General features: G+C 43.7%; 24 protein-coding genes and 1 pseudogene. 11 read left to right on the forward strand and 14 right to left on the reverse strand.

The features are described 5' to 3' along the window. Positions 1-92: 92 nt before the first annotated feature. Together BAE46_RS02650 and BAE46_RS02655 are read right to left on the reverse strand one after the other, a co-directional pair. Positions 93-467, reverse strand: coding sequence for a VOC family protein (locus BAE46_RS02650; protein WP_006007484.1), 375 nt, complete (start codon positions 465-467; stop codon positions 93-95). A 616-nt stretch (positions 468-1,083) separates the two neighbouring features. Next, positions 1,084-3,111 carry a S9 family peptidase gene (locus BAE46_RS02655; RefSeq protein WP_070111824.1) on the reverse strand — a complete coding sequence of 676 codons (2,028 nt, stop codon included), beginning with the start codon at positions 3,109-3,111 and terminating at the stop codon, positions 1,084-1,086. Between the two features lie 415 nt (positions 3,112-3,526). Between BAE46_RS02655 and BAE46_RS02660 the strand changes: the two genes are divergently transcribed. Then, positions 3,527-3,742, forward strand: a complete 216-nt coding sequence (locus BAE46_RS02660) for a TIGR02450 family Trp-rich protein (RefSeq protein ID WP_070111686.1) — start codon at positions 3,527-3,529, stop codon at positions 3,740-3,742. Between the two features lie 24 nt (positions 3,743-3,766). Here the strand turns inward: BAE46_RS02660 and BAE46_RS02665 are convergent, their stop codons facing one another. The 3 genes from BAE46_RS02665 to pepB form a co-directional block, all read right to left on the reverse strand. Beyond that, positions 3,767-4,369, reverse strand: coding sequence for a YjaG family protein (locus BAE46_RS02665; protein WP_006007488.1), 603 nt, complete (start codon positions 4,367-4,369; stop codon positions 3,767-3,769). Between the two features lie 16 nt (positions 4,370-4,385). Continuing rightward, positions 4,386-4,988 (reverse strand): YhgN family NAAT transporter, encoded by a 603-nt coding sequence (locus BAE46_RS02670; RefSeq protein WP_006007493.1) that lies wholly within the window; start codon positions 4,986-4,988, stop codon positions 4,386-4,388. 315 nt (positions 4,989-5,303) lie between these two features. Beyond that, positions 5,304-6,587 (reverse strand): aminopeptidase PepB, encoded by a 1,284-nt coding sequence (gene pepB / locus BAE46_RS02680; protein ID WP_006007496.1) that lies wholly within the window; start codon positions 6,585-6,587, stop codon positions 5,304-5,306. A 50-nt stretch (positions 6,588-6,637) separates the two neighbouring features. On the opposite strand from pepB, the gene sfsA reads away from it, so the two are divergent. From sfsA to panC, 7 genes are all read left to right on the forward strand, one after another. Further along, complete coding sequence (gene sfsA / locus BAE46_RS02685; RefSeq protein WP_070111688.1) at positions 6,638-7,339, forward strand: DNA/RNA nuclease SfsA; 702 nt, start codon at positions 6,638-6,640, stop codon at positions 7,337-7,339. A 198-nt stretch (positions 7,340-7,537) separates the two neighbouring features. After that, a complete protein-coding gene (gene dksA / locus BAE46_RS02690; RefSeq protein ID WP_040521147.1) occupies positions 7,538-7,984 on the forward strand; it encodes an RNA polymerase-binding protein DksA in 447 nt (148 codons plus the stop codon). 92 nt (positions 7,985-8,076) lie between these two features. After that, complete coding sequence (gluQRS, locus tag BAE46_RS02695; protein WP_083256771.1) at positions 8,077-9,042, forward strand: tRNA glutamyl-Q(34) synthetase GluQRS; 966 nt, start codon at positions 8,077-8,079, stop codon at positions 9,040-9,042. 96 nt (positions 9,043-9,138) lie between these two features. Then, complete coding sequence (gene pcnB / locus BAE46_RS02700; protein ID WP_006007504.1) at positions 9,139-10,533, forward strand: polynucleotide adenylyltransferase PcnB; 1,395 nt, start codon at positions 9,139-9,141, stop codon at positions 10,531-10,533. Next, on the forward strand, positions 10,530-11,063 hold the full coding sequence (gene folK / locus BAE46_RS02705) for a 2-amino-4-hydroxy-6-hydroxymethyldihydropteridine diphosphokinase (RefSeq protein ID WP_006007506.1): 534 nt from the start codon (positions 10,530-10,532) through the stop codon (positions 11,061-11,063). The genes pcnB and folK overlap by 4 nt, the downstream gene beginning before the upstream one ends. A 16-nt stretch (positions 11,064-11,079) precedes the next feature. Further along, complete coding sequence (gene panB, locus BAE46_RS02710) at positions 11,080-11,874, forward strand: 3-methyl-2-oxobutanoate hydroxymethyltransferase (protein WP_070111689.1); 795 nt, start codon at positions 11,080-11,082, stop codon at positions 11,872-11,874. A 71-nt stretch (positions 11,875-11,945) separates the two neighbouring features. Continuing rightward, complete coding sequence (gene panC / locus BAE46_RS02715) at positions 11,946-12,794, forward strand: pantoate--beta-alanine ligase (RefSeq protein WP_070111690.1); 849 nt, start codon at positions 11,946-11,948, stop codon at positions 12,792-12,794. A gap of 19 nt (positions 12,795-12,813) precedes the next feature. On the opposite strand, the gene hemB is transcribed toward panC, so the two are convergent. The 6 genes and pseudogenes from hemB to tatA form a co-directional block, all read right to left on the reverse strand. Further along, the gene (gene hemB / locus BAE46_RS02720; protein WP_070111691.1) at positions 12,814-13,812 is read right to left on the reverse strand and encodes a porphobilinogen synthase; all 999 of its coding nucleotides are present in this window, start codon (positions 13,810-13,812) and stop codon (positions 12,814-12,816) included. A 234-nt stretch (positions 13,813-14,046) separates the two neighbouring features. Further along, the gene (locus BAE46_RS02725) at positions 14,047-14,880 is read right to left on the reverse strand and encodes a TatD family hydrolase (RefSeq protein ID WP_070111692.1); all 834 of its coding nucleotides are present in this window, start codon (positions 14,878-14,880) and stop codon (positions 14,047-14,049) included. A 1-nt stretch (position 14,881) separates the two neighbouring features. Continuing rightward, a complete protein-coding gene (locus BAE46_RS02730) occupies positions 14,882-15,529 on the reverse strand; it encodes a hypothetical protein (protein ID WP_070111693.1) in 648 nt (215 codons plus the stop codon). A gap of 12 nt (positions 15,530-15,541) precedes the next feature. Further along, entirely contained in the window at positions 15,542-16,372 is an 831-nt protein-coding gene (gene tatC / locus BAE46_RS02735) for a twin-arginine translocase subunit TatC (RefSeq protein WP_006007517.1), read from the reverse strand. A 280-nt stretch (positions 16,373-16,652) separates the two neighbouring features. Next, positions 16,653-16,949, reverse strand: a pseudogene (tatB, locus tag BAE46_RS14965) (Sec-independent protein translocase protein TatB); the annotation flags it as partial. 3 nt (positions 16,950-16,952) lie between these two features. Beyond that, positions 16,953-17,225: a twin-arginine translocase TatA/TatE family subunit gene (tatA, locus tag BAE46_RS02745; RefSeq protein ID WP_006007521.1), complete on the reverse strand. Its 273-nt coding sequence runs from the start codon at positions 17,223-17,225 to the stop codon at positions 16,953-16,955. Between the two features lie 257 nt (positions 17,226-17,482). Here tatA and BAE46_RS02750 point away from each other — a divergent pair, with 257 nt between their 5' ends. After that, a complete protein-coding gene (locus BAE46_RS02750; protein ID WP_006007523.1) occupies positions 17,483-18,556 on the forward strand; it encodes a hypothetical protein in 1,074 nt (357 codons plus the stop codon). Between the two features lie 293 nt (positions 18,557-18,849). Here BAE46_RS02750 and erpA read toward each other — a convergent pair whose 3' ends face one another. Next, entirely contained in the window at positions 18,850-19,194 is a 345-nt protein-coding gene (gene erpA, locus BAE46_RS02755) for an iron-sulfur cluster insertion protein ErpA (RefSeq protein WP_006007525.1), read from the reverse strand. Positions 19,195-19,319: 125 nt separating this feature from the next. Continuing rightward, positions 19,320-20,042, reverse strand: coding sequence for a DUF6776 family protein (locus BAE46_RS02760; protein WP_070111695.1), 723 nt, complete (start codon positions 20,040-20,042; stop codon positions 19,320-19,322). Between the two features lie 124 nt (positions 20,043-20,166). Between BAE46_RS02760 and BAE46_RS02765 the strand changes: the two genes are divergently transcribed. Together BAE46_RS02765 and BAE46_RS02770 are read left to right on the forward strand one after the other, a co-directional pair. After that, a complete protein-coding gene (locus tag BAE46_RS02765) occupies positions 20,167-20,730 on the forward strand; it encodes a hypothetical protein (protein WP_070111696.1) in 564 nt (187 codons plus the stop codon). Next, a complete protein-coding gene (locus BAE46_RS02770; protein WP_040521151.1) occupies positions 20,691-21,116 on the forward strand; it encodes a CopD family protein in 426 nt (141 codons plus the stop codon). Before BAE46_RS02765 ends, BAE46_RS02770 begins: the two co-directional genes overlap by 40 nt. Positions 21,117-21,338: 222 nt before the next feature. On the opposite strand, the gene BAE46_RS02775 is transcribed toward BAE46_RS02770, so the two are convergent. Further along, on the reverse strand, positions 21,339-22,508 hold the full coding sequence (locus BAE46_RS02775) for a murein hydrolase activator EnvC family protein (RefSeq protein WP_006007543.1): 1,170 nt from the start codon (positions 22,506-22,508) through the stop codon (positions 21,339-21,341). Positions 22,509-22,514 lie beyond the last annotated feature (6 nt).

Here is a 22,514-nt window from a genome sequence, read left to right on the forward strand (position 1 = left end):
GCAATTCATTATCCAAGAGAATCAGAATACTAGGATGTTAAGCAACTGAGCGATTATTCAAAAGCAAAATCGATACGTGATACAAATAGAAACTATCTTTGTTGATCAACAATTATAGGATTGCCATCGGGGTCGGTCATCATAAAATTTGCCGGACCTTTGCTGTTTTCACCAATCAATTGACCACAGTCGATCCCCTCGTTACCAAGCATTTTTTGTAAATATCTAACGTCAATATAATCATCTGTGTTTTGCCCATTAGCACCCCAACCGGGGTTAAAGGTCAGCATGTTTTTCTTTAACATGCCTTCAAATAAACCGATCACTTGATCATCTTGGTCTTTCATTATTAACCACTTTTGATCTATATGCCCGTCCATTTGGCTAAACCCTAATTTCTCATAAAATGCTTTTGAAACCGCAATATCTGCGACTTTTAAACTCAAAGACAGTAAACCTAATTTCATAATTGCACTCTTTATTTTGTAAGTTAATACTCGTTACCATAACAGATTTAGGTGTCAAAAAAAGCATCCTACTTTTCGGCCATTTAAAGTCTTTTCGAACGTTAGCACTGCTTTGCTTACAGAATCAGCAATAGTAGATTTAGTCCCTGTACATTCCTTCAATCCTGAATGCCAACTCTAATAATAACACTCCGAGTCGCCAGCTATTTTGCTAATCGCTACTCTGTAAAGTTCACGCGTTTATCTGAACTATAAACATGGATTTCATCTTTACCATTTATTAAAAATAGCCGCCATTTTTACAGACATTAAATCTGACTTAGGGGATATTTATAACGTACCAGACTCGCCAATGTTGGCAAAATATTTTAAGACATAATCACTATTACTAAAGAATTTACTTATCAAATAAAAGCCACTCCACCTGAAGCGACTTTTCAATTCCCATATTGAACAACTACGTGTTTCTTCAGTAACTTAGGAAGACTTAATGTGTGACGCAGAAAAGTCTCAATTGAAAGTTAAAAACATCGTCATTTTAGAAGGTTTTGCAGCCTAGCTCAACATTTCGATACGAAGCTTTCAACTCATAGCTTACGCTATCTAGTGACGTCTACTATCTACCGTTAGGGTGTGCATAGCGTGTCATCCAGTCTTTCACTTCATTATACCAATACACCGAGTTATTTTGCTTTAACACCCAATGGTTTTCGTCGGGGAAATAGATCATGCGCGAGTCAACACCTTTGGTTTGTAAGGTTCTAAAAAGCTCAAACCCCTGTCCAACTGGCACCCGGTAGTCTAACTGTCCGTGGCTGATTAAGGTGGGCGTAGCAAATTTGTCTGCAAAATAATGCGGCGAAATTGATTTGTAAATATCAGGGTTCTCCCAATAGCCGCCAAAGCGTGTGGAGTGCACCGCAAAATCGGCTGCCATTTGCGAGTACATGTTATATACCGCAGCATGGATCAGCAGGGCTTTAAAAGGGTGTTCGGTGCCTAACAAAATAGAGCTAAGATAGCCGCCATAGCTGGCCCCGCCCGCGACCATACGCTCAGAGTCTATCCAGTCTTTTTGCATAAACCAGTTGGTGGCGGCCTGTACATCTGCAAGCGGCTTAGTTTTCCAATCTGGGTTAATAGAGTCTGCAAAGTCTTGTCCAAAACCACTTGAGCCATGAAAATTAGGCCAAGCCGTTACATATCCCCACGAGGCAAATGTTTGTGCATTCCAGCGATAATGAAAACCATCGGTAATAGCATTATGAGGACCGCCGTGGATTAATAAGAATAAAGGGTACTTTTTGCGCTTGTCAAAGCCCGGCGGGTAATGTACCCACATTTGGATATCTTTTCCTTCAGCACCCTTATAAGTGACAGATTCGTAGGTGCCTAACTCAACTTGCGCGAGTACATGGTCGTTAAAGTTGTCTAAACGCGAAAACGCGCCGTTTCGTATAGCGATTTTAACCAGCCTAGCGGGATGCAAGAAGCTTTCATTGGTGGCCACTAAGTACTTACTCGACAGCTGCACCGGCAGACCAAAGTTTGTCGCCTTGGTAATCGCTTTTACCTCGCCATTACTTGCGTCGATATAATATAGACGGCGGGTAGCGGCGTCATCAATTTGGCTGTAAAAGCCTTTGCTGTTAGCTGCCCACTGAATGTTAGACACCGAGCGGTCCCAGCTTTCGTTTACATCCGACACGCTTTTATCAGCAATAGAATATAGTTTTATGCGCATGGTGTCGCCATAAAAACCATGAATTTTTTGACTCAAAAACGCCAAGGTTTTCCCATTTGGACTGAATTTAGGTGAAGAGTCGGGCGCATCATTGTCTTTGGTGATATTCACCGCTTCGCTGGCGCCAATGTTAGCCACAAAAATATCGTACTTAATATCGACCGTGTTATCCCAACCGTTCGCATTAAAAGCGATAAGTGTTTCGCTGGGGTCAATGTCAAAGCTTTCGCCGCCATAGAATTGGCGCGGCAGTTCTAAGCCAAAATTTTGGGTGATTTGTTCGATATCACCGCCTTTAGCCGGTATACGAAATACATGTGTCTGGCGCTCTTCATCAATCCATCTGTCGAACATTGCATAAGGCAGCGCGTTCCATTGCCAAGCCGACACTTTCTTATCTTTTTGTTCTTTTAGGGCCTGAGTCATTTCGTCCCAGCTTTTGTCTGCCCAAACAGAGCTTGTGAAATAAAGGTGCGAGCCTACCCATTTGAGGTTAGACGCGCCTGTGGGCACATTGCTTAGCTGAAACGCTTCGCCTGGGCCGGTCATGGGTAAGAGGTAAATTTGACCGGCGTCGTCTTTATCGCGTTTACTAATAAAGGCGAGGTGACTTGAGTCGGGTGAAAACACTGCTTGGCTGACACTGAGACCTTTGGCGGTGATGGCACGCGCACTGTCGGGCGAATCGTTAAATAACCAGAGTTGAGTTGACCCCTTATCTTCTTTTTCTTCAAAACTAGACACGGGTGCGACTATAAACTTGCCGTCAGCAGAGACCACTGGCTGCCCAATACGATCAAGCTGCCACAGGCGTTCAACACTAAGGGTAGTACCCTTTACTGCTTCATTTGCGCTACTATTTACGCTATCGTTAGCACCACCAGCTCCACTTATTGACACTACTAACGAGAGCGATAAGAGCGACGAACTAAAATACCCTAAAAATTTCTTCACATTATATTCCTTTGTAAACTTCATAAAATTGTATGCTTCAATCCTAAATTTTCACGGTTTTGTATGTCATTTGACGCGGCAAAAACCGACACGTATTTGTACTTGAAATCAGCTATAAAGTTAAGTGAAACCGCTACTTTTAATCACATAGCTTGGGAATACAGAACTTTTTTAATCAATAAACTGAGACTTAAAACTCACTTTCTCTAGGGTCAGCTTGGTGCCAGTTGCGCGAAGTAGAATAACGAAAATATGACCCTATTTTGTCGAGTATGATAGGGTATTACCAGTGGGCAATTGATATTTTCATTCAAGTGTTTACAGACAATAGATAACAATAAGCAAAATAAAAGGTAGCAAGTTGAATAAATTTAGTCCTAAAAAACTCGTCAACAGCAAATGGACGGCGACATGTCCTGTCGATAAAGAAAAGCATTTTATGGTGATTAAGGTTGTGCTTGATGAAGACCAAGCCGTTGTTGAGTGTGTGCTGCAGGCGCTTATGTCAAAACGTGAATTTACCATCCAATGGCGAGATTTAGAAGACGCTGAAAAGTGGTTGCAGGGTTGGAATTAAAAACGCGCGGTATGGGCATATACCCTAACTATGCGACTCAACACTCAAGCCTAAGTTACTGATCCCTTGAGCAATTATATCGGCGCGTAACTCCTTCACAAACTCTTTGCTTATTTTATTCGATTTACAATACTCCAGCAGGCTCAACTGCGTTTCAATTTCATATTCCATTAGCGGGTCCTGCTTTATTTGCTCATTGCTTAGCTCACCCTCAGCCGAAGCTAAAATAAACGCTTCTACAGAGCCTTGGCTTAGCTTCGCAATAGTTACCGCCACCGCCTCATGTTCTTTGCTAAAACTCAGCAACATTGAGCTCAAGGCCATGCAGAAGTCTAAAGCAGGATAAACACCAAAGCTTTCAAAGTTGTCAACGTCTGGAATAATCTCTTCTAGCCTTTCAAGCTGCACCGGCGCGTTAAACTTGTTTTTAGGCGACATGCACCATTCCCATATTAAGTTTAATGTTGCTTGCGCCGCGGCGCCATCGCCAAAGCCAGTGGATTGGCTAAACAGCTGATAGTTAGGCAGCATACGCTGCATAAGTGCACAGCCAAATACAACATCGTTTGGGTAGGGTAAGTCGCGAATTTGGGCAAAGGTACTAAGTTTAGTGTCGCGCATTTTCATGTCCGTAAATCCTTTTTTAGTAAGCGGCAAAATGCCTGATGTAAGCTGAAATGCCGTTAAGCAGCATTTGTATCGCAATCATCACTAGTATCATTCCCATGAGTCGTTCTATAGCGCGTAAACCCTTGTCGGTCAGCAAACGATGAAAAGGTCCCGACAGTAGTAAAATGACCGAGGTTAATGCCCATGCTAATAGAAGCGCTAGGCTCCAATGAAGCATTTTGTCGGGCTGCTGGTTGGCCAATAAAATAAGCGCAGCCATAGTAGAAGGCCCTGCTACCAATGGCACTGCCAAGGGCACAATTAAGGGCTCTTCGCCTTCAGGCAAATCCATCACGCCACCTGGCTTAGGGAAAATCATTCTAATAGCAATGATAAAAAGGATAATACCACCGGCAATGCTGACCGTTTCTTGCTTAACTTGCAAAAACGTGAGTAAGGCGCGTCCACTAAACAAAAATACAAAAAGAATGAAAAGAGCAATGCACAACTCACGAAATATCACCCACGTTCTTCGTTTTGGTTCAATAGACTTTAGCACCGACATATAAATAGGCAGGTTGCCCAGTGGATCCATAATCAAAAAAAGTAGGGTTGCTGCCGATAATACTTCAAACATTAATTGTGCTGCCTTGTCACCATAATAGTTCGCAATTTACGCTAAGACTTTTACGTATTCGGTCGTTACATTCTTACTATATGATTTGCTGATGTACCTGGAGAACCAAATATCATTAATGTCAGTCAAGAGGTCGCCAACTTCTTATCCGCTCAAGAAACACGGGTGCTGCGTCTTGAACGTCAAAGTTTGCTTCTATCAAGCGAGAAAAACGCCGAAAATAAGCCTCTATTTAACAAAGGCTTTATAGCTAAATGCCAAGACTTAGCCCAAGGTTTTGGCGGTCTTTAAACCTTGAAACACACTTCACGCACATTATGCCTTAAGCAAGGTATGTGCAATAGTGCGTATACCAATAGCAGTGCCGCCGGCCGGCATAAACTCAGTGGCATCACGGCTATATGCCGCGGCAATATCTAAGTGTAACCAAGCGCAGTTTTGGTGATCAACAAACCGTGATAGAAACCCTGCCGCGTTAGAAGCGCCACCAGCCCCGCCACCTTTTTGGGGACGACTATTTGCAGTATCAGCAAAGGGGGATGGACATTGTTCTTGATGCCATAGTTCCAAAGGCAAACGCCAATGCGGCTCATTGACTTGCTTGGCGGTAGCTAAAAACGCATCACTGGCCTCATCAGACAAACTAAACATCGCATTGTATTCACGACCAACCGCAGCCACTGCGGCTCCGGTTAACGTGGCTGCGTCAATAATAAGACCTGCTTTTGTTTCACTGGCTGCCATTAGGCCATCGGCAAGCACTAAGCGTCCTTCAGCATCGGTATTCACTATTTCTACGCGCGTGCCATTTTTATAGGTGATGACATCCCCTACTTTGTAAGCGTGTCCACTGATGAGATTCTCGGCGCAGCACAAGTACAATTTTACGCGCTTGTTTAAGCCTTGCATAATCGCTAAACCTAAGGCACCCGCAACCGTGGCAGCGCCGCCCATGTCGCATTTCATATCCAACATGCCTTCGCTAGATTTAATACTATAACCGCCGCTGTCAAAGGTTATACCTTTACCTACTAAGGCCACCGCTACATCGTCTGCTGCGCCGCTTGGATGATAATCAATTTCTAATAACACCGGTGGACGTACGCTGCCACGACCGACTTCGTAAATACCCATCCAGCCAGCTTGCTTGAGCTCTTCGCCAGTTAAGCGCTTTATTTTAAGCGTCGTGCTAGACACCTCTTTCAGCCAGTGCTCAACCTGATCTGCCAACGCTTCAGGAGGCATATCTTCAGGCGTTTGATTAACCATTTTACGCGTGAACAACAAAGCATTAAGGTAGTTTTCTAAATCCACTTTGTGCTCTGGATCGGCCCAGTCAAAATGACCGCTAAAATCAGAGCCACAAAAACTTTGCACGAAGGTAAGCTGCTGCTCAAATGTCCAAGGCCCTTTAAATTTGATATCGCTAACGCCGAGCGCCGCTATTTTACGCGTTGCTTTTTGTAATGCTCTTACCGGAAACGGCTGACTAGCGGGCAAATGCACAAGCGCACCCTCTTCTTTGAATGATACAAGGCTTGAAGATGAATAAGGCGCAGGCGCGACTTGTTCGCTAAGTTCTACTATAAAATACGACATTAATGCTCCACAATAGTGAATAAAATGAATATAAGGGCATAGAATAACAAATGTTTCAGTTTAGTTCAGCTTTAACGCAGGCGGTTTTAGTAAAACGTTACAAACGCTTTTTAGCTGACGTGGTGTTACCTAGCGGCGAAGTGATTACCGTTCACTGCCCAAATACCGGTGCGATGACCGGCTGTTGTGATCCTCATTCACGCGTTTACTTGAGTGAATCAAACAATCCCAAACGAAAATACAGGTATACGTGGGAATATGCAACAGACGCAGCCGGCCATAAAATTTGCGTTAACACAAACAATGCAAACAAAGTCGTTAAAAGCGCGTTAGCAGAGCATCGCATTTCAGCGTTAGGCCATTACGGCACTATCGTTCCAGAACAGAGATATCTTAACAGCCGCTTTGACTTTCTGTTGCAACAAGACGGCTATCCAGACTGCTATTTAGAAGTTAAATCTGCCACATTAGCCACCGGCACAACCGGTATGTTCCCTGATACTGTGACTAAGCGCGGTCAAAAGCACTGCAAGGAGTTAGCCCAATTGAGCCAGCAAGGGTATCAGGCAAAACTCTTGTTTTGTGTGATGCGCGAAAACATTCGCGATTTTATGATTGCTGAGAAACTAGACCCAGACTATGCCAAGGCAGTAGCGCATGCAAAAGCCAATGGAGTAGAAATATTGTGTTATGTCTGCGATTTAAGCACCACAAATATACACTTATCGCATCAAATACCCATAATTACGTAAATAAAGATTGCTTTTTTTTAAAATATGCCCATTCTACCGTCCTTGATTTTAATGCTTCGAATTTTATGCTAGTGGTCTGATTAAAAAGATGCAACGTACAACTAGCCTTGCAAAGTAACTTACCGGAGCAGCTATTATCGCGTTAAAGTAGGTAGTAAAACTTGCGTTCATAACGGTTAATTTTTGGAGAATGGCCAAATGCCAACAGAAAATGCTAAATCAATTGGGTTACTAGCCCTTGCTGGATTATCTTCTTACCAGGAGAAAACTGGCGAGGAATATATGAATGATGGTCAAATTGATCACTTCAGAAGAATTTTGGCCGCATGGCGTGACCAGCTTCGTAAAGAAGTCGATAGAACGGTTCATCACATGCAAGACGAGGCGGCGAATTTCCCTGACCCGGTAGATCGCGCTGCGCAAGAAGAAGAATTCTCGCTAGAATTGCGTACCCGTGACCGTGAACGAAAGCTAATCAAAAAGATTGAGAAAACGCTTAAGCGCATTGAAGAAGACGATTTCGGATTTTGTGACTCATGCGGCATCGAGGTCGGCATTAAACGCTTAGAAGCAAGACCTACCGCCGATATGTGTATTGACTGCAAAACCATAGCCGAAATTAAAGAAAAGCAGCTGCAAGGCTAAGGTCTGTTCCACACCGAGAGCAAGCCCATGCTTGCTCCTTTTACTCGCGCTTGTAAAACATCAATCATAGCATAGAGAAAACAGGCTAATGAATGACAAACGCAATACGCTCACATCATACCCAAGATCTAGACGCTAACGCTGATGAGGTACGCCCTTATCGCGGCCGTTTTGCGCCTTCTCCAACCGGTCCGCTGCATTTTGGCTCGCTGCTATGCGCACTTGCTAGCTATTTACATGCCAAACAGCGCAACGGTGAGTGGCTGGTACGTATTGAAGACATCGACACCCCGCGCGTCGAAAAAGATAGCACAGAGAAAATTCTAAGCGCATTGCAAGCCCACGGATTACGTTGGGACCTTGACATAGTATTTCAAAGTCAGCGCCAGCATATTTACAACACCTATTTGAGTAAGCTTGAAAAGGCTAATTCTTTATACGCATGTGCCTGTACCCGCAGTCAGATAAAGCTGCGATCGCCGTCCTACGATGGCTACTGTCGAAGCGCTGGTCTGCCTTTCATGGGAAATTCGGTGCGCTTTATACACACCACTAATAATAGCGAGTTTAGTGACCTATTTTGGGGCCAACAGCACATAAACACCAGTGTAGCGCGCGAAGATCCTGTATTGCGCCGGGCCGACGACATTTTTTGCTACCATATGGCGGTAGTGGTAGACGATATTGAACAGGGAATAACGCATATTGTCAGGGGCGGTGATTTAAGCGAAGCAACGCCGGTGCAACTATCCCTTTATCAAGCCTTAAAAGAGCCTACGCCTCGCTATATGCATATTCCAATGGTGGTTAAACGCGCTAACGTAAAGCTGTCGAAACAGCGTGGTGCACCGGCTATTGACAGCACAAAAGCGGTGGACAACCTTAAGCTTGCACTTGCATATTTAGGAATGGACAGGGGCGCTATTGCTCATTTAACGACTACTGCAAAAATATTACACTGGGCAATTGAACATTGGCAGCCCAAATTGATGCCAAAACAATCAGAACTTCTTATTTCGATTGAAAATGACGTATACTCAGCTCCACAAAGTATGTAGGCAATGTTTGTGAGGCTTAGGTATTGACAAAAATAGACAAGAAAATAAACAATAGGCTACTAAAGAAAACAAGCCCAAACAAATCAAGAGGCCAATGTGCAAAAGCTGTATCCTGAGGTGATCGAACGCGATGCTCACAGCATGCGAAATTCAGACTTAACACCCAATACATTAAAAGTGCTTCAAACATTAATCAGACATGGCTACAAAGCTTATGCAGTGGGCGGCTGTGTTCGCGATAAATTAATGGGCAAAGACCCGAAAGATTTTGACGTAGTGACCAATGCAACCCCCGACCAAATAAAAGCGTGCTTTAGAAACTGCCGCTTAATAGGCCGCCGATTTAGACTTGCTCATATTACTTATGGTCGCGAGATTATAGAGGTGGCGACCTTCAGAGGCCATCATGACAGCGCTGATATAATTGAGTCTGTGAGCGCTAATGACATACGCAGCGACGCTAAAAAACCACCGTCGAAGGTATCTAAACTAGACGTTTCAAGCAAAGCAATGCGCAAGGCTGGCGAGCTTTTATCAAGTAAAAGTGATACTGGGCAATTAACCCGAGATAATATTTTTGGCAGCATTGAAGAAGACGCAGCAAGACGTGACTTTACCTTTAACGCCCTGTATTTCGACGTAGAAGACGAAAGTATTTTAGACTTTGCTGACGGAATGGAATCAATCGGGACACGAAAAATTGTCATGATAGGCGATCCACAGCTTCGCTTTCGAGAAGACCCAGTAAGAATGATACGCGCTATTCGCTTTGCCTGTAAACTGCATATGCAGCTGCCGCTTGCACTGTCTAACAGCATAAAACAAAACGCCCATCTGATGACTAATATTCCACCGGCGAGGCTATTTGAGGAAGTCAGTAAGCTTTTGCTCAGCGGCTACGGTGCAGTCACATTTGAATGCTTATTAATGCATAACCTGCTCACACCGCTATTCCCCTTACTTACGCCATTGCTAACCGACGTAAACAGCAAAGAATATCAATTTGTGCTGCTTATGCTCAAAAATACCGACAATCGCATTCATAATGAACAAAGAATAACCCCTGCCTTTTTATATGCAGCATTTTTATGGTATCCCATGGAAGAGCGCGCACAAGAACGCATGTTTGATGCTGCAATGCCCTTACACGACGCTATAAACTTAGCCAGTGCAGATGTACTCTTTCAGCAAAGTCGGCGGATCATGATCCCCAAGCGTTTCAGTATACCCGTGCGGGAAATTTGGGGTTTACAACTGCGTTTACAAAAACGACAGGGGCGCCGATGCCTGCAGCTGCTAGATCACCCAAGATTTAGAGCTGCTTATGATTTTTTATTACTAAGAGGCAATGTGGAAGGCGGAGATTTATACGAGGCCGCGCAGTGGTGGACAAGTTTTCAAGAAGTCAGCGAAAAAGCGCGCATTAGCATGATAAATGAGCTGCCCAATAGCAGCCCTCGCAAACGCCGTAAAAGGAAAGCCGCGCCATGATGTCAGATGTCGCCTACATTGGCTTAGGCAGTAATATTGAAAATCCACAAACGCAAATTAATACCGCGCTTGTGAATATGCAGTCACATGAACAAATAAGTATTCAACTTTGTTCGCATTTGTATGCCAGTGCGCCTATGGGCCCTCAAAATCAGCCTGACTATGTTAATGCGGTGGTTAAAATTACTACCGGTTTAACGCCCATAGAATTGTTAGACGTACTGCAAGAAATAGAACAGCAGCACGGCCGTAAACGCGTTGGTGAAAGATGGGGACCACGCTCGTTAGATCTCGACATTATTTTATTCAATAACCTTAACATGGACAACGACCGACTCACCTTGCCTCACTATGGCATGGCGCAGCGAGAGTTCGTCATGGTGCCCTTGTTTGAAATAGAGCCTGATATGATCATGCAAAATGGTAAAACAATCGCCTCGTGGGTGGCAGACTGCTCGTTTGCACACTTAAGGCGTCTGCCCGGCAAAATAGACCTGACGTCTTTAATTATATCCACACAAAAATTATAAACTTAGGGAAAGCAGTATGAAGAAGCACAACGTTACTAGCTTACTAAAAATGAAGCAAGCACATGAAAAGATTGTCGCCTTGACCGCCTATGATGCCAGTTTCGCCCAGTTATTTGACCAGCAAAATGTTGAAGTCATTCTTATTGGCGATTCCTTAGGAATGGTATTACAGGGTCAAGAAGATACCTTGTCCGTCAGCGTTAAAGACATTGCTTATCATACTAGATGTGTTCGCGCCGGTGCTGAAAAAGCCTTCGTAATTGCAGACATGCCTTTTATGAGCTATCCCGATGCTAATTCAGCCTATAAAAATGCCGCCACATTAATACGAAGCGGTGCCAGCATGGTTAAACTTGAAGGCGGCGAATGGCTGCTTAACACCGTTGCAGGCCTTGTTGAGCGCTCTGTTCCGGTGTGCGGACATTTGGGCTTAACGCCGCAATCGGTGCATGTGCTAGGCGGTTTTAAGGTGCAAGGACGCGAGCAAAACCAAGCTGAAAAACTGATTAACGAAGCACTAGCTTTAGAAGCAGCCGGCATACAACTGCTGGTACTTGAATGTGTGCCTTCAAGCTTGGCCAAATTGATTAGCGAAAAACTCACCATCCCCGTAATTGGCATAGGTGCAGGGCCACACACCGACGGGCAAATACTGGTGATGCATGATATGCTGGGGGTAAGCGCCAACTATATGCCCAAGTTTTCAAAGAACTATTTAAACGCCACGGGCAGTATATCAGGCAGTGTAAAGCAGTATATTAGCGAAGTTAAATCCCAGACTTTTCCGGGCCCAGAGCACAGCTTTGATTAGCATAAAGCGCTTATTTTTCAGTTATTGAAAGCGTACTCACCGCTACACAGTGTTTAAGAGAACAAACGTTTATGAGAGTGATTCAGGATATAGATGCTTTACGCGAAACGCGCAGAGCATGGCGCGCCAGTGAAGAAGAGATTGCCTTTGTACCCACCATGGGCAATTTACACAAAGGTCATTTACGATTAGTCGAAGAAGCGAAAAAGGTCTCATCAAAGGTTGTGGTGTCTATATTTGTCAACCCACTGCAGTTTGGTCCTGATGAAGATTTAGACGCCTACCCCAAAACCTTAGAAAATGACACCGCCGCCTTAGCAGCGCTAGACGTAGACGTGCTGTTCATGCCCAAAATCGACGATATTTACAGCCGCGGCATAGAGCAACAGACCTTTGTAGAAGTCCCCGGCTTATCGTATATGATATGTGGTGCAAGTCGTCCCGGTCACTTTAGAGGCGTTGCCACAATAGTCTGTAAACTGTTTAACATGGTGCAGCCTAATCACGCATTCTTTGGTGAAAAAGACTTTCAGCAGCTGCAGGTTATCAAGGCCATGGTCACCGACTTGTCCATGAATTTAATCATTCACGGCATACCCACACAGCGCCACGAAGACGGCTTAGCAATGAGCTCTCGCAATGGATATTTAGACCATGAACAACGCGCAATAGCCCCCTTGCTGTACCTTGAGCTGTGCGCGCTGCGCGATCGCATTAAAGTTGGGGCTAGAAATTTCAGCGAGCTTATTGCAGCGGCCAAACAGCGCTTATCTGACGCTGGCTTTAACCCTGATTATATTGAACTTCGTAGTGCACAAACACTCATGCAAGTAGGCCACGAAGACAAAGATTTGGTTATTTTAGCCGCTGCCTTTTGCGGTAAAACAAGGTTGATCGATAACTTACGTTTTGCTATTTAAACGAAAAGACTGCCCAGTGCTACTTGTTCGCCAATAGTGTCGCGGCAGCTTTTGCAAAATAAGTCAAAATGCCGTCAGCGCCTGCGCGCTTGAAGGCTAACAAAGACTCCATTATAACCGCATCTTTATCAAGCCAGCCATTTTGAAACGCCGCTTGGTGCATCGCATACTCGCCACTTACCTGGTACGCAAACGTAGGCACCTTGCATTCACTTTTGCAACGCCTAACTAAATCTAAATAAGGCATGCCTGGTTTTATCATGACCATGTCAGCACCTTCATTAATATCTAGGGTGATTTCTAGTATTGCCTCATCGCTATTAGCCGGGTCCATTTGGTAGCTTTTTTTATCGCCACCTTTAATATTGCCAGCGGAGCCTACCGCGTCTCTGAAAGGTCCATAGTAGCTAGAGGCATACTTAGCAGAGTAGGCCATAATACAGGTATTTACAAAGCCTTCAGCTTCTAAAGCTTCTCTAATAGCACCAATTCTGCCATCCATCATATCAGATGGCGCCACTATATCGGCGCCTGCACGAGCGTGTGACAGTGCTTGCTCCACCAGTACGTGAATGGTCTCATCGTTTAACACGTAGCCACTATCGTCTATTATGCCGTCTTGCCCGTGAGTGGTATAAGGGTCTAGTGCTACATCGGTGATCACGCAAATGGTATCACCATACTTTTCCTTTAAGGCGCTTACAGCAGATTGCGCAAGACCGCTAGGGTTAAACGCTTCGTCGCCCTGCAGGGATTTTTTATCTTCACCTACCACGGGGAATAAGGCAAAATGCTGAATGCCTAAAGCCAGGCATTCACCCACCTCATCAATGAGTAAATCGACACTGAACCTCGATATATCTGGCATTGAGCCTATTGCTTGCCTTGTTTTTTGCCCTGGAATAACAAACATGGGGTAAATTAAATCATTGACCGATAGTGCGTGTTCAGCTACTAAGTTTCGTAGCGCTGATGTACGTCTTAGCCGGCGGGGACGCGTGAGTAACATGCCTGACATGCAATATTTCCTTAATACAATGAATTCAACCATAGTATACCTAAGATACCACTGTATTTCGTCCTTTGTGTTTGGCTAAATACAGATTTTTATCCGCTTTTATTACCAAGGTTTTAGATTCACTCGCGTTTGCTAAGCACTTACTTGCTAAACCGGCACTGACGAAAAAAAAGTCGTTGTTTTGGTCATTGTCCCAAACTTATTCATTATCATTGTAAATGGATTATGCGAATGTTAACTAAAAAACAAAGCCTGTGCATTTTCAAATGCGTGTTTCTCTATCAGCGATATATCTTGGTTAATAATTAGCGATAAAGCTTGCGCAATATGAGGCAAATAACAAGGTTCGTTTTTCGACTTTCGTGGTTTAAGCGTTTTGGGAAACAAATAAGGGGCATCTGTTTCTAGCAATAAACGTGAAAGCGGCAACTCTAAGACTGCTTCTCGCAGTGCCATACCTCGTTTGGCATCACACAACCAGCCGGTAATTCCCACATAGCAGCCCAAAGACAGATAATCTTTTAGCTGCTGCGCACTTCCTGTAAAACAGTGGACAACCATGAATTTAAGCGAAGGAGCATACTGCTCAAGCAATGTCATTTGTTCATCAAAGGCGTCTCTTTCGTGCAAGTACACGCCCATGTTGTTGTTAACCGCAATGTTTAACTGCTGTTCAAATGCATATAGCTGCTTAGATTTACTTGAAAAATTACGATTGAAATCTAAACCGCACTCGCCTATTGCTGATATATGTTTATCGGTAATTAGGGCATTTAGCTTAGTCCAAGATTGCATTGTTGCCTGATCGGCGTAATGCGGGTGAATACCTGCGGTACAGGCGAGTTTTATGTTATTTATTAATTGTTTATCAAGCGCACTTTCAAAAATATTTGCGCTACTAACACCCAATTTATGCTGTTTACATAATGCTAACGCTTGCTCAGATTCTTCAATGGAAGATGAGATAACTAGCAAGTGATTAACGTCTGCTTTCGCACTACGAAGCAACACCTCTGCTAGCGCAAATCTTGCATCGGTCAAGTTTACGCCAGCGTCAATCCAACTCATTTTATTGCGTTCGCCTCACACGTATTCGGCGATTACTATCTACCTCAGACAGGTAGAATGCGCCCAAAACACCTTTCTCAATAGTAACAATATCGCCTTGCCTTATTGTAAGACGGCTCTGATCGGTATGGCGCCATACTTGGCCGTTACTCAGAATAAGGCTTGCAACCCCTAGTGCATTTTCGTTTATGGCGCTTACGGTGCTTTGAATTTCGTTTACCGCGTCTTGTGTATTAGTCTTTAGGGCTTGTGAACCAAAGCTGTCATGGGCAGTGTTGGCAATGACTTGTCTATTCGTAGTCGCGGGCACCCTTGATGTTTCTTTTGAGAACCGCACGTCAGCTTTACCTGATGGGTTCATTAATGCCTGTGCGCGTTTGTCGATATCGTCGGTTTCTCTCTTTGCATTTTCGATAACACTTTGTGCTCGGGGCGTTGGATCTCCTTGTATATTTTCAGGCGTTTGTTCATTGTTTTGTTCTGCAAACAGCCGATCAAAGCAGCCTAAGCGCTGCATATTGTCTTGGATCAAGTGACAGGCGCTGTCTTGGTCCGATTGAGCACTTAGCGCAGGGCCCGAAAACCCGAGGCTAAGCAGTATGGCACTAGCCCAAAAATACATCAATCTAGGGGTGTTGTTTACTGTCATATTTACATCCTATTACGAGTTCTGGTCATTCTTTTTTTGTGTATCATTAGGTACATCGTCAGATGAACCTTCATCTGTATTTCTATTTTCATCTGTGTCAGGGGCGTCGCTTTTCTCGTCAGGGTCGCCTCGTTTACCCGAATATAAACCGCCTATAACGACCCCAATTTCAAACAGAATCCACATGGGAACAGCCAGAAGCGTTTGCGAAATAATATCAGGGGGTGTAAGTAACATGCCAACAAAAAATGCGCCCACAATCACGTAAGGCCGCTTTTTTGCAAGTTGCTCAGCCGTGGTCACACCCGTCCAACACATTAAAATAACCGCAATGGGAATTTCAAAAGCCAAGCCAAAGGCGAAAAACAGTTTTAATACAAAGTTAAGATAACTAGAAATATCAGTGCTTACTAAAACCCCTTCAGGCGCCACACTGTTAAAAAACATGAAGGCCAACGGGAATACTACGAAGTAGGCAAATGCCATCCCCAAGTAGAATAGTATGGTACTACTGGCGAGTAAAGGTGCCACTAGCTTTTTTTCACGCTTGTATAGACCAGGCGCTATGAAGGCCCATATTTGATAAAGAACAAATGGAATTGCGACAAAAAACGAGAGCACTAAGGTGAGTTTGAATGGGGCTAAAAATGGCGATGCTACATCGGTAGCAATCATGCTTGCGCCCTCTGGCAGACTCGCCACTAGAGGCATTGCTACATAGCGATATAAGTCTTGTGCAAAATAAACCAAACACAAAAAAACGACGAAAACCGCCATGAGCGCTTTAAGTACCCGTGATCTTAGTTCTATTAGGTGACCAATTAAGCCGCTAGATTCACTCATCGGTTTTGTCGAGTGGCTTGGTGACTAAATTTTCTGATGCCTTAGATGCTTTACTAGGGGCATTAGGGGTAATACTACTATCATTTGTATCGATTAGGCTGGCATCGTTCGTATTGTTAGATTTACTATCTACAACACTAGGTTCTACGGATGAATTTTGATTGGCAGTAACATGCGGTGCATCAGTGTCTTGATGAGCATCTGCGTCTTGTTGACTAACAGTATCTTGTTCTTTATTGCCCCTTTGGGACTGAGTTAACTGCTGACTTGACTGCATCGTCTTATTTTTATAAGGCTTACGCACCGATGCAGCCGCTTGTTTAAGTTCATTAACGGACTTTTGCAGATCTTTACCCAAGCTTTCCATGCCCAAGCTTTCCGCTTTTTTCAAATTGGTATGCAGTTCGTGGGCGTCAAGATGGCTAGCAACTTCTTGTTTAAACCCATTGGCAAGCTCTTTTACACTGCGAATACCGGATATTAATGAGCGGATTGCCCCAGGCAGCCGCTCAGGCCCTAAGACTACTAAGGCCATTACGCCAATAACCAGCATTTCCCAGAAGCCAATGTCAAACATAATTTATTCTTTATCGACTGGCTTCTGCGACTTTGGCTGCGAGGTTTTACCTGTGGCAGACTCGTCGGTTTTTACGGCGGGTTTAGCTAAGGATTCAAAGTCTGCATCTTCTTTCGTGCTTTCGCTTGCGTCATCTTTGTCATCGTCTTTTACCGCTTTTTTGAAGCCTTTTAAGGCTGAACCCAAATCAGAGCCTACATTTTTAAGCCTAGAGGTTCCAAACAGTAAAATTACGACGGCTAGCACAATTAAGGCTTGCCAAATACTAATGCCCATGTCGATCCTTAAAAAATAGATGAAGAAATATGATGGCTATATAAGATAGCGATAAAGGTAAATTATTCGTCAATATTTGCAAGTACACTTTTCTAAACTTGCACATTTATTTGGCTGCTAAATTGCTTAACTGATTGCATAACTACCTTTCGTATGGTGGTATTATACCTAGAACTAAATGAATATCACTGGCTTTGCTACTTGTGTGGCAAAATAATTTACGTCAACAAACAAGATGTACCAGAAATAGCGCGGTCATGCATACATATTTATCTAAGTTGACAATTTTTTTATTACTAAGTTTCTTGCTAAGCGCTAACGCATTAGCAAACGAAATCCAAAGCAAGGCTGAAAAGCTTAGTGACGAAACGCGTAAAGATGCAGCCGGAGCAGAAATGCAGGCAAATAATGAGCAAATAGTTGAGCAATATAACAACACACAAAGCAATCAAAACGATAATGAAGGCCAGCGTTACGAGTTTTGCGGCGAGCTAGGCTGGCTGAATAACAATTATTGCTACTTAAACTACGGCGTTGACGCCACCGCCATTACCATAAACAACTGGTTTAAACATGAAGGCGGTGACAATTTAACCCCAGCGGCCACCAAGGGTCGACTGCGCTTTGGATGGGAACCACGTTCGGGCGATTTCAGCGAACTAGACTTTCGTTTTAGAATTAGGGTTAAGTTGCCTGCCTTAGAAGACCGCGTAGAATTGTTGTTGTCAGACGATGAAGATGATGTCAGGCAGCAGGCTGTTAAAGCGGCGCGCAGCTCCCAACTAAGAGGACGTGATCAAACTGTATTAGCGGTGCAGTTTAAAAACAGCGCAACCGACAAATTATCGTACCGCGTTGGTTTTGGCAGGGGCAGTCAGCTATACACCCGCGCCCGTTTTTCTGACCAGCATCGCTTTACTGGGGCCTCATCACTTCGATATTTTGCAGAAACAAACTATTATTCAGGCGACAAACTTGGATTTGAAGCAAACGCTGAATATGGCTTCGTGTTTGACAGTTCATCAACGTTTGAACTTGGCAACAGCTTTCGTTTCAGAAATAAATCGAGCGATTGGATATGGCGGCACGAATTTAGATACTTACGGTTAGGAGATGATGATACAAGTTATTTGTTTACTGCCTCGGTAAATGGTGCCTCTAAGCCTTCTTATCGAAAGCAGCAAATGTTTGTGAGTTTGCGATATAAGCGAAAGATCTTGCGTGAGTGGCTGTTTTTAGAAATAGAGCCTTTCGTGCTGTGGCTACGCGAAGAAAACTTTAGAGCGTCACCAGGGATTGCCATACGCACTGAAATTCATTTTTCGACCTAGCATGCTATTTGGCGTGATAAAAACACCTCTGCTTACTTGAAAATATACTTTTATTCCCACAACCTCAGATCAGTTTGATGGCAAATCGCTAATTGCTTCCATTGTGTATAAAGATTTTCCAGGATAGCAAAATCAGACACTTGGTAAAGTTGACAGAACATAACCGAATCAATCAACACAAACTAGTGCTCAAGTTCTTGCAGTATCAGGCGTAACCGACGCGAATTGGGAGACATAGTCGCACCAAAAAACTGCATTTTTTTCATTGCCATAGCCTACATATAAAATGCAAATTAAACACTAAAACTCGAACCGCAGCCGCAGGTTGTGCTCGCATTTGGATTGTTCACGAAAAAGCGTGAACCTTCAAGTCCTTCGGTATAATCAACGATACCGCCTACTAAGTACTGCAGGCTCATTGGATCAATCACCAAAGTAACGGTTTGATTTTCGATGGTCATGTCACCATCATTTACTTTCTCATCGAAGGTAAAGCCATACTGAAATCCAGAACAGCCTCCTCCGGTCACATACACTCTAAGTTTAAGCGCTGGGTTTTCTTCTTCTGCAATGAGGGTTTTAACTTTACCTGCCGCTGCATCAGAAAACTCGATTGGCATTGCCACTTCTACTGACATTGTTAACTCCGTATCTTTCGTTATTGCTCACTTTCTAGCAAAAGGCCATGCTCGTTAACTACATGGGGGCGAACCGAAAGAAGTAAATGAAATAATTAATATTGATTATCTAGTACTTGAGTGTGTTAATCAAGTATTGACTGGGCTTCGCTAAAGGCTTCCTGCCATTTTATAGTGGTGGAGTAACTGCCTCGCTTCTTCCTATATTTGTACACGTCGGTGTTTATATCCAAACGCTCAGGCATAAAGCCATCAGGCAGTGTTATGCTAGTGTCAATGACTTGAAAATATTTAAACGCAAATGCCAGTGGGGTTTTAGGTTCATCTTGCAGCGCGTCGATACTAAAGCTTACTGGCTTGCCGTGAGCACTACCATGGATCTGCATTGCCAGCTCGCCTTTTATAACGGCTTTAATATTCTCGTGCTGAAGTAATACCATTTTAATGGCATAGTTACGTTCACTCAAGGTTGGGAGAATTTCCATGCGCTGCACCAAAAAACCATCCTGCGTCATTTCAGGCGCCATTACCCGCTGATAAAATAAAATCTGCTCTTTTAAAGTTTGTTCACGTTCAACGCTATCTTGTATACTTTGCTTAGCGTGCTCTTGGGTTAACTGCGCAATGTCTAACTCTACTTTAAGAACATTATATTGGGACTGTAATCTTTCGTTCTCATTGCTTACATTCCCTAAACTCTTATTCAATACTCGGTTTTGGGCCTGCAAATTTGCTTGATTCATATTTGCAAACGCGAAACCAGCATAAAAAATAAAGCCTATTATTATCAGCAACAAGCTGTAGAAGCGCACAAAGCCCAATTTTTCACGGTATTTTCGTAATTTCAAGCTCTCTCCTAAGCATTTTTTTTGTGATATAGTTTGTAAAATATACCGCCTAACAAGCTGCTTATTGTGCGTTTACAATCGTTACGGCTAACGCTGTCTATTCCTTCAACTTCTGCAGCTATGCATGGCTGGCCTAGCAGCGGGGCTGGCAGCAGCCGCTGCGGTAACAATACTCTTTAGACTGTGCTTAGAGGCCTTGCAAGGCGGTTTACTAGGCTCAGTTGGTAATTATAGCGCATTGCCAAGTCGGCAACTATGTTATTCTTACAGCTGCTGTACTTCACGCGCCACTTGCAGCGCTTTCAGCGCTAGTGGCGTTGCGCTTTACTCAGCAAATAATATTGCCCGCAATAAAATAGACAGTTTATCTGATCAAAATACCTTAGCCGAAGTGTACGAACTATTGTATAAAAAGCGCCATGGAGGCGTAGCTATTATATCGTCTGATGAAAAAACATTGGAAGTGCAACAGATGAGCGCAATGAAAACCATGCGCAAGGTACATTATGCGGTATTATTACTTGGAAAATGTTGCATACCTATTTACTGCGACAACAACATTAACACACACTTTTTAGGGCGCGTGTTCGAATATTGTCGTTCGCACAATATAAGCGCTCAGTGTAAAAGGCAAAGAGGAAAGGCACTATGCTTTTGTGGTACAAAGCACTACACGTATTTTTCATGATTGCTTGGATGGCAGGTATTTTTTATTTGCCACGCTTGTTCGTCTACAACGCTCAATCACAAAGCAGTGAAGTAAAAGCGCAGCTTAATATTATGCAGCGCAGGCTCTGGTTTTTCGTTACGCCGTTTGCCCTGCTTACGCTCGTGTTTGGCGTATTACTAATTTATTCCTACGGCTATCAGTGGTTTGCGTTAAGTCTTTGGCTACATGTTAAACTCGCCATTGTTGTGCTGTTTTATATATATCACATGTATTTGTATGTGCTGATGAAACGCTTTTCAAATAATGCGAATACCCATGGCCCTAAGTTTTATCGTTTTTTAAATGAGGCACCGGTGCTAGCGCTTCTAGCCATTGTTATACTGACAATTGTGAAGCCTTTTTAAGATTTTAAATTATTTTCTTTTTGAAAAGTTGCAAACTGCTTAGGTAAATACGTCGATAACTCGTCCGAAATGGACACGTATTTAAGCAAAGTGTCTTTTAGGCTTTTAGCAATTATCGGCAGATTTTGAGCCAATAACTTACCACTACCATCTTTTGTATTTGCCTCCTCAATGGCTCTTGCAGGGTCGGCGAATGCCTATCAACAAACTTCTAAACTGATGCTAGCGTGCAAGCCACTCATTTGGATCTAGGGCCTTCCCTTTGTGCCTAATTTCAAAGTAGAGCCCAGCGTTTTCTTGACCACCACTGGTGCCTACTAAACTGATTGCCTCGCCGCTTTGCACTATTTCACCCGCGTTTTTTAGCAATGCCTGATTTCGTCCATACACGCTCATGTAGCCTTTACCGTGATCGATAATAGTGACCAGCCCAAATCCTTTTAACCAATCGGCGTAAAGCACCACGCCGTCAGACACTGTGTTTACTGCCGCTCCCGATTCACCGTTAATAATAATGCCTTTCCAACGCACGGGTCCCTGCCGGCGTTGACCAAATAAATTTTGTATTTGGCCGCCTGTAGGCGCAATTAACAGCCTTTTTTTTCCACTTAATCCAACTAAGTCAATATCGTCTCTTTCAAGCGTTTGCTGGGCGGCAATTTCAGCCTGCTCAATCGCTGTCTGCAGGTCATTTTCCTGTTCTTGCAGTTGCGCCACTCTTGCTTGGTCGCTTCTAATTTGTTTCTCTAGTGCTTCGAAGCTTTCAACGCGTTTTTGCTGTTGACTGCGCAGCACAGAAGATTGACTAGTCTGCTTGTTCAGCAAACTCGCAAGCTGAAGCTCTTGTGAATCAAGCTCTTTTTGTACACGCTCAAGCGCCTCAATCAAGCCTCTAAATACCGCTATCTGCGACTGCCGGGCCTTGTTTAAATAATAGTAATAGGTGAGAACACGCTCAAATTTACCTGCCTCTTCTTGATTAAAAATCATTTTGGCAAAGTCATTGTCACCTGCCATATAGGCGCTTCTTAACTGACTGGCTAAAGCACTTTGTTGATTACGCATTCTGGTGCGAATAGATGTTTGTTCAGCGCTTAAATTGCTTAGTTCAGTGCGCGTTGTGCGCAGCTTCTTATCGGTTTGATTGAGTAAGGTCGTTGTTTGCGCTATGTTCAGTTTAGCTAGTTTTAATTCTTGCTGTAAACGCTCAAAGTCTGCCAGTTTTTTATTCAACTGGCGCTGCGTTTGCTCAATCAAATTTTTGATTGTCTCAAGCTCTGCGCTGTCGGAGACGTTTTGCGCTTCCCACTGCGCCCATGCAAAATGGCTACCCGATAGGGATAGCGTCGCAGCGAGCATAAACGCTCTGAAGTGGCTACTTTTATTACGCACGAAAAG

This window comes from Glaciecola punicea (genome assembly GCF_001756615.1).
Classification (GTDB): Bacteria; Pseudomonadota; Gammaproteobacteria; order Enterobacterales; family Alteromonadaceae; genus Glaciecola; species Glaciecola punicea.